Source organism: Nonlabens ulvanivorans (assembly GCF_032922765.1).
In the GTDB taxonomy this organism is placed as follows: domain Bacteria; phylum Bacteroidota; class Bacteroidia; order Flavobacteriales; family Flavobacteriaceae; genus Nonlabens; species Nonlabens ulvanivorans.
In genome coordinates this window covers 3,168,077-3,181,913 of sequence record NZ_CP136694.1, presented here as the reverse complement: position 1 = coordinate 3,181,913, position 13,837 = coordinate 3,168,077, and the positions used below count along the sequence as shown (strand labels likewise).

Here is a 13,837-nt window from a genome sequence, read left to right as displayed (position 1 = left end):
ATTTTCAGATTTTTTTGGGGAGGTGAAAATGTTCATAAATTGAAATACCTTGTTAAACTCATAAGTAACAACACGGATTCTTAGGAGATTTCAGCGTGTATAACCTGCAAAAATAAATCTAATGATACAGTTAGAATTATTATAGAGATGAATTAAAAGAAGTATTCGTTTATTGACAATATTTTCCCGTTAAATAGTGCCTTCATATTAAATCATTTTAATCACTAACTAAAAGCATATAAATCTAACATTAGTTAAAGCTTTTGAGATATAATACAACAACAGTTAATTTAAAACTTTTTGAAAAACTTTAATCCTGAATCAGTAAGTTGATACAAAAAACTTACTTTAAAATACACTACAAAAGTTATCATGACCTGCCAATCGGAGAAGTTATCAATAATAATGATTGACAAACCAAATAAAGTAAAAAAGCCTGATGAAAACATCAGGCTTTTTTTAGGCTTGTCCCGTAGGACCAAAATTTAAAGGAATCGGAGGTTGTTCATAATCCTTAATATCACCATTAGCTTTTTCAAATTTTCGAACATTCTCGGCAAGAGCTTTTGCGAGTCTCTTAGCATGTTGCGGTGTTAAGACAATTCTCGATTTGACTTTACTCTTTGGATTACCAGGCATTATATTAACAAAATCTACAACAAACTCAGACATAGAATGATTTATAATAGCAAGATTACTATACTGTCCTTCCGCTACTTCTGCATCAATTTCTATATTTAATTTATTATGATCTTGTTTCTCCATCTTAATTATAATTAGGTGTTGGCTCTTCTTTAGACGCCATTAGTTTTTCAAATTCTTCCTTAGAACCTACAATTATATCATCGTAATTACGCATTCCAGTACCCGCCGGAATTCTGTGACCCACAATAACATTTTCCTTAAGACCTTCTAACGAATCGACCTTACCACTAACAGCTGCTTCATTCAATACTTTAGTCGTCTCTTGGAAAGAAGCCGCACTAATGAATGATTTAGTTTGAAGAGAAGCTCTCGTAATACCCTGTAAAACAGGCTCTGCCGTAGCAGGAACAACGTCTCTAGCAACTACTAATCCTTTATCCTCACGACGTAATAAAGAGTTTTCATCTCTTAATTCTCTTGAAGAAATTAATTGACCTAGTTTCAGTGAATCTGAATCTCCAGCATCTTCCACTACTTTCATACCGTAAAGCTTATCATTTTCAACGATAAAATCTTCCGTATGAATTAGTTGATTCTCTAAGAATACTCCATCACCTGGATCTACTATTCTTACTTTACGCATCATTTGACGTACAACTACCTCAAAGTGCTTATCATTTATTTTCACACCTTGCAAACGATAAACTTCCTGCACCTCATTTACGAGATACTGCTGTACAGCACTAGGACCTTTAATTGCAAGAATATCTTTAGGGGTAATTGAACCATCAGATAAAGGCATACCAGCTCGTACATAATCATTTTCTTGTACAAGAATTTGATTAGAAAGTTTAACTAGGTACTTCTTAACTTCATCAGTCTTAGAAGTAACAATGATTTCACGATTTCCTCTTTTAATTTTACCGAAGGCAACAACTCCATCAATCTCACTAACTACCGCAGGGTTAGAAGGGTTACGTGCTTCAAATAATTCTGTTACACGTGGAAGACCTCCTGTAATATCACCAGCCTTTGCAGACTTACGTGGTATTTTAACAAGAACCTTACCTACCTTAATTTTTTCCGAATCGTTCACCATTAGATGCGACCCAACAGGTAAGTTATAAGATATTTGTGTATCTCCTTTACTATCTACAATATGTAGCGTTGGAATTAACTTCTTATCTCTAGAGTCCGTAATCACTTTCTCTTCATAACCAGTTTGCTCATCCGTTTCAACTTGGAATGTTGTTCCTTGAATAATATTTTCGAATTTAATTTTACCAGCAAACTCGGAAATAATTACTCCATTAAATGGATCCCATTTAGCAAGAACATCTCCTTTTTTAACTTTAGAACCAGCCGTAGCATATAGCTCAGAACCATAAGGAATGTTATTTGAATTAAGCAACATCTTTGTCGCAGGATGAAGCACTTTAGCCTCTGCAGTTCTGGATATCACAACATTTACCGGATTACCAGTATTATCCTCGCTCTTAACCAATTTAAGATCCTCAATTTCTAAAATACCATCATGCTTAGCAACGATAGTATTTTCTTGAGAAACGTTACCTGCAACACCACCCACGTGGAACGTACGTAATGTCAACTGAGTACCAGGCTCTCCAATAGACTGTGCAGCTATTACACCTACTGCCTCACCACGCATCACTAATTTATTAGTTGCAAGGTTACGACCATAACATTTCACACAAACACCTTTCTTAGCCTCACAAGTTAATGGTGAACGCACCTCTACAGATTCTAAATCTGAAGCCTCAATTATATCTGCAATTTCTTCTGTAATTAATTCTCCAGCCTCAACTATAACAGTTTGTGTCGCCGGGTCGATAACATCATGAAGAGCAACTCTACCTAGCACACGTGCACTAAGTTTTTCCATTACCTCTTCATTCTTTTTAAGTGCAGAAACATCAATACCTCTCAATGTCTCACAATCCTCCACATTTACAATTACATCTTGAGCAACATCGTGTAGACGACGTGTTAGGTAACCTGCATCTGCCGTTTTAAGAGCCGTATCTGCAAGACCTTTACGTGCACCGTGAGTAGAGATAAAGTATTCAAGTATCGATAATCCTTCTTTAAAGTTAGAAAGAATTGGATTCTCAATAATTTCTCCACCACCAGAATTAGATTTTTTAGGCTTCGCCATTAATCCACGCATACCTGTTAACTGACGAATCTGTTCTTTAGATCCACGAGCTCCAGAGTCAAGCATCATAAACACCGAGTTGAAACCTTGGTTATCTTCTCTAATGTTCTTCATCGCTAATTCAGTAAGTTCAGCATTAGTAGCTGTCCATACATCAATAACTTGATTATATCTTTCGTTTTGCGTTATGAGACCCATACCATAGTTTCCGCGTATTGCATCAACTTTAGTATTAGCTGCATCAATCATAGCTTGCTTCTCATCTGGTATCATAATATCACCTAAAGAGAATGATAATCCACCACGGAATGCAAAACCATAACCCATGTCTTTAATTTCATCAAGTAAAGCTGCTGTTCTCGGCACATCAGTTACTTTAAGAATGTCTCCTATAATATCACGTAATGCCTTTTTAGTAAGTACTTCATTGATATACCCAGCTTCATCCGGTACCGCTTGATTAAATATCACACGACCAGCTGTTGTCTCTATAACCTCAGCTTTGTAAGAACCATCTGGTTGTAGTAAGTCAATTCTACACTTAACTGGCGCGTTAATATCAACACGCTTTTCATTAAATGCAATTACTAATTCTTCAGGACCATAAAAAGTTAATCCTTCACCTATAACTTTATGCTCTGGCGTTGAACGACGTAGCTTAGTCATGTAATAAAGACCCAAAACCATATCCTGAGACGGTACAGCAATAGGGCTACCATTTGCCGGATTTAATATGTTATGAGATGCAAGCATCAATAACTGACATTCTAATATAGCCTCAGGACCTAACGGTAAGTGAACAGCCATTTGATCTCCATCAAAATCGGCGTTAAATGCAGTACACACTAATGGGTGTAATTGAATCGCCTTACCTTCAATCAACTTTGGTTGGAAAGCTTGAATTCCTAACCTGTGAAGTGTAGGAGCACGGTTTAGCATAACTGGATGTCCTTTAAGAACATTCTCCAAGATATCCCAAACTACTGGCTCTTTTTTGTCTATAATTTTCTTTGCAGATTTTACAGTCTTAACGATTCCACGCTCTATAAGCTTGCGTATAACGAAAGGTTTATAAAGCTCTGCAGCCATATCTTTAGGAATACCACACTCATATAATTTAAGTTCTGGTCCAACTACGATTACAGAACGAGCAGAATAATCCACACGTTTACCTAATAAGTTCTGACGGAAACGTCCTTGCTTACCTTTTAATGAATCTGATAAAGATTTAAGAGGTCTGTTTGAATCTGTTTTTACAGCACTAGACTTTCTGGTATTATCAAGAAGTGAATCTACTGCTTCTTGTAACATACGTTTCTCATTACGCAAGATTACTTCTGGAGCTTTTATCTCCATCAATCTTTTCAAACGATTGTTACGTATGATTACACGACGGTATAAATCATTTAAATCTGATGTCGCAAAACGACCACCATCAAGTGGTACTAAAGGTCTTAATTCTGGCGGTATAACCGGGATCACTTTCATGATCATCCATTCTGCCTTATTTTCTCTTAGAACGTTAGATTCCTTAAGAGCTTCTACTACTTGCAGACGCTTTAAAGCCTCTGTCTTACGTTGCTTAGATGTTTCATTATTTGCCTTATGACGCAAATCATAAGATAATCCCTCTAAATCGATACGTTGCAATAAATCGATAAGACACTCTGCACCCATCTTTGCAATAAATTTATTAGGGTCAGAATCTTCAAGATATAAATTCTCTTGAGGAAGACTATCTAAAACATTAAGATACTCTTCTTCCGTAAGAAATTCTAATTTTTGAACTGGTTCGCCTTCTTCATTCTTTGCAATACCTGGTTGAATCACTACGTAGCGTTCGTAGTAGATAATCATATCAAGCTTCTTTGAAGGAAGCCCTAAAAGATAACCAATTTTGTTAGGAAGACTACGGAAATACCAGATGTGCGCCACAGGCACAACAAGGTTTATATGTCCAATACGGTCACGACGCACTTTCTTTTCAGTCACCTCTACACCACATCGATCACATACGATTCCTTTATAACGTATGCGCTTATACTTTCCACAGGCACACTCATAATCCTTTACAGGACCGAAAATGCGCTCACAAAAAAGTCCGTCACGCTCAGGTTTGTGCGTACGGTAATTAATCGTCTCAGGTTTCAAAACCTCACCTTTAGACTCTGCGAGAATAGATTCTGGTGATGCGAGACCGATTGAAATTTTTGAAAATTTCTTCTGGGTTGGGGCGTCTTTATATCTAGCCATAATTATGGTACTATTTTTAGTTAAAGCTGGTGAGAGTTATGATTACGCTTTCGCGAAAGCGTAATCATAAAAACCACCGTTAAAAAATTAATCCTCAAGTCTTAAATCTAATCCTAGACCTTTCAACTCGTGCATTAATACGTTAAATGATTCTGGAAGACCAGGTTCTGGCATAGGCTCACCTTTTACAATTGCCTCATAAGTCTTAGCACGTCCTATAACGTCATCAGACTTAACTGTCAAGATTTCACGTAGAGTACTAGATGCTCCATAAGCCTCGAGTGCCCATACTTCCATCTCACCAAAACGTTGACCTCCAAACTGTGCTTTACCACCAAGTGGTTGCTGTGTAATCAATGAATATGGCCCGATAGAACGCGCGTGCATCTTATCATCTACCATGTGTCCTAGTTTCAACATATAAATCACACCTACTGTTGCAGGTTGATCAAATCTATCTCCAGTACCACCATCATATAAGTATGTATGACCGAAACGTGGTATACCTGCTTCATCAGTGTAAGCATTAATCTGATCTAAGGTTGCTCCATCAAAAATAGGAGTAGCAAAAGTTTTACCTAACTTCTGTCCAGCCCATCCTAAAACGGTTTCATAAATCTGACCAATATTCATACGAGAAGGTACCCCAAGTGGATTCAATACGATATCCACAGGCGTTCCATCTTCAAGGAAAGGCATATCCTCTTGACGTACTATACGCGCAACAATACCTTTGTTACCGTGACGACCTGCCATTTTATCTCCTACTTTTAGTTTACGCTTTTTAGCAATATACACTTTAGCAAGCTTGATAATTCCCGCAGGAAGTTCATCTCCTACAGAGATGGTAAACTTCTCACGACGTAATGATCCTTGAAGATCATTTTCTTTAATTTTATAATTGTGAAGTAAATCAGCAATCATCTCATTAGTATCTTTACTTGTAGTCCAAGTACCTGAAACTAAGTGAGTATAATCATCAACTGAATGTAACATCTTAAGTGTATACTTTTTACCTTTAGGAAGAACTTCCTCTCCTAAATCGTTAAATACACCTTGCGAAGTTTTACCACTTACAATTTCGAATAATTTTTCAATTAAACGCTCTTGAAGATTATCAAATTTAGATTGGTAAGCCTGCTCTAATTTTGCAATATCTTCTTTATCCTGAGCTCTTTTTCTCTTATCCTTTACGGCTCTAGAGAATAACTTCTTGTCTATAACAACACCACGTAATGAAGGTGAAGCTTTAAGTGATGCATCTTTTACATCACCTGCTTTATCTCCAAAAATAGCGCGTAGTAGTTTCTCCTCTGGTGTAGGATCCGATTCTCCTTTAGGAGTAATTTTACCTATCAAAATATCACCAGGTTTAACCTCTGCACCGATACGAATCATACCTTGCTCATCAAGATCTGCCGTTGCTTCTTCAGAAACATTTGGAATATCTGGCGTAAGCTCTTCATTACCCAACTTAGTATCTCTAACATCTAAAGAATACTCGTCAACGTGGATTGAAGTAAAAATATCTTCACGAACTACTTTCTCGGAAATTACAATTGCATCTTCAAAGTTATAACCCTTCCAAGGCATAAACGCCACTTTCATATTGCGTCCTAAAGCTAGTTCTCCAGCCTCTGTAGCATATCCTTGACATAAAACCTGACCTCTATTAACTCTATCACCTTTTTTAACAATAGGTTTTAGTGTTATACTGGTTCCTTGATTCGTTTTACGGAATTTAATAAGATTATAAGTTGTTTCCTCTGGCTCAAAGCTAATTGCTTTTTCACGATCTGTTCTATCATATTTAATACTGATGTGTTGAGCATCAACATAGGTTACTTCACCATCTCCTTCTGCATTGATAAGAACTCGAGAATCCGTTGCAACCTGTCTCTCTAAACCGGTACCTACTATAGGTGCATCCACTCTTAAAAGTGGTACAGCCTGACGCATCATGTTTGATCCCATCAAAGCACGGTTTGCATCATCATGTTCTAAGAAAGGAATTAAAGAAGCTGAAATAGAAGCTATTTGGTTAGGTGCAACGTCAGCATAAACAACCTCTGTCGGGTCTACTACTGGGAAGTCACCTTCCATACGAGCAATTACCTTATCCTGATCTATTTTACCCTTACCATCTAACGGTAAGTTTGCTTGTGCAATATGCATTCCTTCTTCTTCCTCAGCACTTAAATAAGTAGGCTCCTCTTCAAGGTTTACTACTCCATCTTTAACTGAGCGATATGGTGTCTCAATGAATCCCATACTATTCACTTTAGCAAACACAGCTAAAGATGAAATCAGTCCGATATTTGGACCTTCAGGTGTTTCAATAGGACATAATCTACCGTAGTGAGTATAGTGAACATCACGAACCTCAAATCCAGCTCTCTCTCTCGAAAGACCACCAGGTCCAAGTGCAGATAACCTACGCTTGTGCGTGATTTCAGCAAGTGGATTAGTTTGATCCATAAATTGAGATAACTGGTTTGTCCCAAAGAAAGAATTAATTACAGAAGATAATGTCTTCGCATTAATCAAATCTATAGGAGTAAATACTTCGTTATCTCGAACATTCATACGCTCACGAATTGTTCTAGCCATACGAGCTAGCCCAACACCAAATTGTTGTGAAAGTTGTTCACCAACAGTTCTAACACGACGATTTGATAAGTGATCAATATCATCAATCTCTGCTTTAGAGTTAATTAACTCAATAAGATATTTGATAATGGTAATGATATCTTCTTTGGTAAGCACTTGCTTATCCATCGCAATATCAAGACCTAATTTCTTATTCATTCTATAACGACCAACTTCACCTAAATTGTAACGTTGATCAGAAAAGAACAATTTATCTATAATACCACGAGCTGTTTCCTCATCAGGCGGCTCAGCATTACGTAGTTGTCTATATATATGTTCTACAGCCTCTTTTTCAGAATTTGTAGGATCCTTTTGTAAAGTATTATGAATAATTGCGTAATCTGCAGACTGATTATCTTCTTTATGAAGTAAAATAGTTTTTGCCTGAGACTCCATAATCTCATCGATATGCTCCTTATCTAAAACCGTATCACGATCAAGAACAATCTCATTACGCTCAATAGAAACAACCTCACCAGTATCTTCATCAACAAAATCTTCATGCCATGTTCTTAAAACACGAGCAGCTAATTTACGGCCAAGATATTTTTTTAAACCAGTCTTTGAAGCCTTAACTTCTTCTGCAAGATCAAAAATACCTAAGATATCTTTATCTCTTTCGAAACCAATTGCACGGAAAAGGGTTGTTACAGGTAATTTCTTTTTACGATCGATATAAGCATACATAACGCTATTAATATCAGTCGCAAACTCAATCCATGAACCTTTAAAAGGAATAACACGAGCTGAGTAAAGTTTAGTTCCATTTGCATGGAAAGATTGACCAAAGAAAACTCCAGGAGAACGGTGTAGTTGAGAAACTACTACTCGTTCAGCACCGTTAATAACAAATGTTCCAGAAGGAGTCATGTAAGGAATGGTCCCTAGATAAACGTCCTGAACAATCGTTTCAAAGTCTTCATGCTCTGGGTCAGTACAGTATAATTTAAGACGTGACTTTAAAGGCACGCTATAAGTTAAACCTCTTTCAATACACTCTTGAATAGAGTATCTAGGAGGATCTACGAAGTAATCAAGAAACTCCAATACAAATTGATTGCGAGTATCTGTAATTGGAAAGTTTTCCATGAAGGTGTTATAAAGACCTTCTACTTCTCTTTTATCGGATTTCGTTTCTAATTGAAAGAAATCTTGAAAAGATTTAATTTGGATATCTAGCAGATCAGGATAATCTGCTTTAGTTGTTACCGTCGAAAAATTAATTCTCTCTGTGTTTGTTGCCAGCATCAATGCACGGTATTAAAGGTTAAAAAAAGCGTTATCGATGACGTCTCATCTTTATACGCAAAATGGTCTAAACCTGTGAGCCTTGCTCACAGGTTTAAACCGATAATGTTTAGTTAAGAAGAATTACTTCAACTCAACCTCAGCACCAGCTTCTTCAAGCTGAGCTTTAAGTGCTTCTGCCTCATCTTTAGATACACCTTCCTTAATTGGAGATGGTGCATTATCAACTAGGTCTTTTGCATCTTTAAGTCCAGCACCTGTAAGTTCTTTTACAAGTTTAACAACTGCTAACTTAGCACCACCTGGAGCCTTAAGGATAACATCAAATTCAGTTTGCTCATCAGCAGCAGCGTCTCCACCACCAGCTGGTCCAGCCATAGCTACAGCAGCAGCTGCAGGCTCAATACCATACTCTTCTTTAAGAATGGTTGCTAGTTCATTTACTTCTTTAACAGTTAAGTTAACTAACTGCTCAGCGAAATCTTTTAAATCTGCCATTTTTCTATCGTTTAATAAAATTTATAAATAATTGTTTGCGTACTTGTTAATACTATCTTTCTGATAGTGTCTTAATTAAACCTGCAATTGTACTACCACCTGATTTAAGTGCAGATACAACATTCTTAGCAGGTGATTGAAGAAGGCCAATAACCTCACCAATCATTTCTTCCTTAGATTTGATATTACTTAACTCATCAAATCTATCACCTATATAAATAGCTTCCTCGATATAAGCGCCTTTAAGAATAGGTTTATCTGATTTCTTTCTAAACGTTTGAATAACTTTTGCCGGAGCATTAGCTACCTCAGAAATCATTATTGAAGTGTTTCCCTTTAACAATTCCGGTAATTCACCGAAATCTTTATCTGAAGCCTCCATTGCTTTTGAAAGCAATGTGTTTTTAACTACAGAAAGAGAAACATTTGCTTTAAAACAAGCTCTTCTCAAATTAGATGTATCCGAAGCATTTAAACCAGAAATATCTGCTAAATAGATTGTTGAACTAGTACCTAACGTAGCAGTCAAATCTTGAATAACATTTGCTTTTTCTTCTCTTGTCATGATCTAGATTTTTTAGTCGTCTGCAAAACGTTTAGCGTCAATAGCAATTCCAGGACTCATAGTACTAGACATGAATATACTTTTAATATATACACCTTTTGACGTTGTTGGTTTCAGTTTAACTAACGTATTAATTAATTCTTTTGCATTACCAGCAATTTTATCAGCATCAAACGAAGCCTTACCAATTGCAGCATGTATAATACCTGTCTTATCAACCTTAAAGTCGATCTTACCAGCTTTAACATCTGAGACAGCTTTTGCTACATCCATAGTAACTGTACCAGTTTTAGGATTAGGCATAAGACCTCTTGGTCCTAAAACACGACCCAAAGGTCCTAGTTTACCCATAACGCTAGGCATAGTGATGATTACATCAACATCTGTCCAACCTCCTTTAATTTTATCTAAATATTCATCAAGACCTACAAAGTCAGCTCCAGCAGCAGTAGCTTCCGCTTCTTTATCCGGAGTAACTAATGCTAGTACTTTAACATCCTTTCCTGTACCATGAGGTAACGTTACCACACCTCTAACCATCTGATTAGCTTTACGTGGATCAACATTAAGTCTCACAGCAAGATCTACAGAAGCATCAAACTTTACAGTTGAAACTTCTTTTACCAATTTAGAAGCATCAGCCAACGAGTACATCTCAGAACTGTCGATTTTTGAATGAGCTTCTTTTTGCTTTTTAGTTAATTTTGCCATTGTTACCTTTTTTTAAGCTGGAGATTCTCCACCTTTAACGTTAACACCCATTGATCTAGCAGTACCCGCAACCATTCTCATAGCGCTATCTACTGTAAATGCATTCAGGTCAGGCATTTTATCCTCTGCAATCAATCTTACTTGATCCCAGCTGATAGTTGCTACCTTTTTACGATTTGGTTCTCCACTACCACCTTTAAGTTTTGCTGCTTCTAGGATTTGAACTGCTGCTGGAGGCGTTTTAATAACAAAGTCAAAAGACTTGTCCTTATAAACAGTGATTGCTACTGGTAATACTTTACCAGGCTTATCTTGAGTTCTAGCATTAAATTGCTTACAGAACTCCATGATATTCACACCAGCCGCACCTAATGCAGGTCCTACAGGAGGAGATGGATTTGCCGCACCACCTCTAACTTGTAACTTTACAACCTTAGATACTTCTTTAGCCATTTTTAAAAAATTTCAATTTATACAATTATCAAAAAGTGGAAGCCTTTTGATAATCTAAAACGCAACATTTATATTTTCTCTACTTGCATATAGCTTAGTTCTAATGGTGTTTTTCTTCCGAAAATCTTAACCATAACTTCTAACTTACGCTTTTCTTCATTAACTTTTTCAATCGTACCATTGAAACCATTGAAAGGACCATCTACAACCTTAACGGTTTCACCCATTTTAAACGGAATCGATATATTGTCCACTTGCTCAGCAAGCTCATCGACTTTACCTAACATCCTATTAACCTCACTCTTTCTCAACGGCACAGGCTCTCCACCCTTAGTTTCACCCAAGAAACCTATCACACCATTAACGGATTTAATAATATGAGGAACCTCACCTTCAAGCCTAGCCTGAATCATAATATAACCAGGAAAGTAAACCTTTTCCTTATTTATCTTCTTACCGTTACGAATCTGAACAACTTTCTCAGTAGGAACTAAGATTTGCTTCAAATAATCTTGTAAGTTATGATGAGCAATTTCCGACTCTATATAATCTTTTATTTTATTTTCTTGACCACTAACCGATCTAACCACATACCAATGCATCACTTCATTACTATCAACTGCCATAACGTGGTTTTTAACTATTCTTAATCCAAGAGAAATAATTAGTAATCACTTTACTGAACACTGAGTCAATACCCCAAACAATCAGAGCAAACACTATTGAAAAAACAGCAACCGTAACAGTTAATTTCTGAGCTTCTGACCACGTCGGCCATGAAACATGATTTGTCAATTCGCTATACGACTCTTTTACGTAACTTACTAATCCCATAAATATAGAACTCTATTATAAAATCTCTAAAAGATTTCAGTTATTAATTTCGAGTACAAACTCGATAATGCACGGGTTGAGAGGCTCGAACTCCCGACACCTGGTTTTGGAGACCAGTGCTCTACCAACTGAGCTAAACCCGTATTTGTTAAAAAATAATTCTAACAAAGGGAAAGTATCCTATCTAAATAAGATAGGATACTTAAATATTAAAATCAGATAATTAATCTAGTATCTCAGTAACCTGACCAGCACCTACTGTTCTACCACCTTCACGGATAGCGAAACGTAAACCTAAGTTTAACGCAATAGGTTGAATCAAATCAACTGTAATTGTCAAGTTATCACCAGGCATAACCATTTCAACACCAGAAGGTAAAGCAATATTACCAGTTACGTCAGTTGTTCTTACATAGAACTGCGGACGATAGTTGTTATGGAAAGGCGTGTGACGACCACCTTCTTCTTTCTTAAGGATATAAACCTCAGCTTTAAATTTAGCATGCGGAGTAACAGAACCAGGCTTAACAATAACCATACCTCTTGAAATCTGTGACTTCTCAATACCTCTCAACAAGATACCTGCATTATCACCAGCCTCACCTCTATCAAGGATTTGACGAAACATTTCAATACCAGTAATAGTAGATGTCAACTTTTCAGCCCCCATACCGATTATCTCAACAGGATCTCCAGTATTACCAACCCCAGTCTCAATACGACCAGTCGCTACCGTTCCACGTCCAGTGATAGAGAAAACATCTTCAATCGGCATTAAGAAAGGCTTATCCATATCACGAACAGGCTCTTCAATCCAAGCATCAACAGCTTCCATTAATTCAAGAACTGTATTCACCCATTTTTCCTCACCATTAAGCGCACCAAGTGCAGAACCTGAAACAACAGGACCATTATCACCATCATACTCATAGAAAGATAATAAATCACGAACTTCCATATCCACTAGCTCAAGTAGCTCTTCATCATCTACCATATCCACTTTATTAAGGAATACAACAATACGAGGAATACCAACCTGACGACCTAACAAGATGTGCTCGCGAGTCTGAGGCATAGGACCATCAGTTGCAGCAACAACAAGAATAGCTCCATCCATTTGCGCTGCTCCAGTAACCATGTTTTTTACATAATCGGCGTGACCAGGACAATCTACGTGTGCATAGTGTCTGTTTTGAGTTTGATACTCTACGTGTGAAGAGTTAATAGTAATTCCACGCTCTTTTTCTTCAGGAGCATTGTCAATTTGTTCAAAATTTACCGCATTAGAGAAACCAGCATCAGCAAGAACTTTTGTAATTGCAGCAGTAAGTGTAGTTTTACCGTGGTCAACGTGACCAATTGTTCCTACATTTAGGTGGGGTTTCGAACGATCGTACGTTTCTTTAGCCATAATTTATAATCTTAATTTATATTAGTGTTCAATTCAAATACCAACAAGGCAAAACCAAATCAGCATATACAAGTAATGGCCTCAACTAGAGACCTTTTTCTTCAGAGCCAATGACGAGATTTGAACTCGTGACCTCTTCCTTACCAAGGAAACGCTCTACCCCTGAGCTACACCGGCGATTAAACCATTATAGATTTAAGGAACAGAGTTGACCTTAAAAAAACGCGCTTCACATGCACATTTAAAATTAGAGCGAGAGACCGGGTTCGAACCGGCGACATTCAGCTTGGAAGGCTGACGCTCTACCAACTGAGCTACTCTCGCATTTATCGACAACAAAATTGTCAAAAGGTATTCAATATTTCAACAAGCCTCAAACAATAATTTGAGA

10 protein-coding genes and 3 tRNA genes are annotated in these 13,837 nt (G+C 37.1%); all 13 read right to left on the bottom strand.

Annotated features, from left to right (window positions below):
• Window positions 1-459: 459 nt before the first annotated feature.
• The gene (locus R1T42_RS14345) at window positions 460-765 is read right to left on the bottom strand and encodes a DUF3467 domain-containing protein (RefSeq protein WP_317290806.1); all 306 of its coding nucleotides are present in this window, start codon (window positions 763-765) and stop codon (window positions 460-462) included.
• A 1-nt stretch (window position 766) separates the two neighbouring features.
• A complete protein-coding gene (gene rpoC / locus R1T42_RS14340) occupies window positions 767-5,074 on the bottom strand; it encodes a DNA-directed RNA polymerase subunit beta' (protein WP_317290805.1) in 4,308 nt (1,435 codons plus the stop codon).
• Between the two features lie 87 nt (window positions 5,075-5,161).
• Entirely contained in the window at window positions 5,162-8,974 is a 3,813-nt protein-coding gene (rpoB, locus tag R1T42_RS14335; RefSeq protein WP_317290804.1) for a DNA-directed RNA polymerase subunit beta, read from the bottom strand.
• Window positions 8,975-9,097: 123 nt separating this feature from the next.
• On the bottom strand, window positions 9,098-9,472 hold the full coding sequence (gene rplL / locus R1T42_RS14330; RefSeq protein ID WP_036582224.1) for a 50S ribosomal protein L7/L12: 375 nt from the start codon (window positions 9,470-9,472) through the stop codon (window positions 9,098-9,100).
• Window positions 9,473-9,524: 52 nt separating this feature from the next.
• Window positions 9,525-10,037: a 50S ribosomal protein L10 gene (gene rplJ, locus R1T42_RS14325; protein ID WP_317290803.1), complete on the bottom strand. Its 513-nt coding sequence runs from the start codon at window positions 10,035-10,037 to the stop codon at window positions 9,525-9,527.
• A 12-nt stretch (window positions 10,038-10,049) separates the two neighbouring features.
• A complete protein-coding gene (gene rplA / locus R1T42_RS14320) occupies window positions 10,050-10,748 on the bottom strand; it encodes a 50S ribosomal protein L1 (protein WP_036582230.1) in 699 nt (232 codons plus the stop codon).
• A 12-nt stretch (window positions 10,749-10,760) separates the two neighbouring features.
• Entirely contained in the window at window positions 10,761-11,201 is a 441-nt protein-coding gene (gene rplK / locus R1T42_RS14315; protein ID WP_036582232.1) for a 50S ribosomal protein L11, read from the bottom strand.
• A 68-nt stretch (window positions 11,202-11,269) separates the two neighbouring features.
• Complete coding sequence (nusG, locus tag R1T42_RS14310) at window positions 11,270-11,827, bottom strand: transcription termination/antitermination protein NusG (protein WP_036582235.1); 558 nt, start codon at window positions 11,825-11,827, stop codon at window positions 11,270-11,272.
• Window positions 11,828-11,837: 10 nt separating this feature from the next.
• The gene (gene secE / locus R1T42_RS14305; protein WP_317290802.1) at window positions 11,838-12,035 is read right to left on the bottom strand and encodes a preprotein translocase subunit SecE; all 198 of its coding nucleotides are present in this window, start codon (window positions 12,033-12,035) and stop codon (window positions 11,838-11,840) included.
• Window positions 12,036-12,105: 70 nt separating this feature from the next.
• Window positions 12,106-12,178, bottom strand: a tRNA-Trp gene (locus R1T42_RS14300).
• Between the two features lie 80 nt (window positions 12,179-12,258).
• The gene (tuf, locus tag R1T42_RS14295) at window positions 12,259-13,446 is read right to left on the bottom strand and encodes an elongation factor Tu (RefSeq protein ID WP_036582240.1); all 1,188 of its coding nucleotides are present in this window, start codon (window positions 13,444-13,446) and stop codon (window positions 12,259-12,261) included.
• Window positions 13,447-13,551: 105 nt separating this feature from the next.
• A tRNA-Thr gene (locus R1T42_RS14290) sits at window positions 13,552-13,623 on the bottom strand.
• A 74-nt stretch (window positions 13,624-13,697) separates the two neighbouring features.
• Window positions 13,698-13,770 (bottom strand) — tRNA-Gly (locus tag R1T42_RS14285).
• Between the last annotated feature and the right edge of the window lie 67 nt (window positions 13,771-13,837).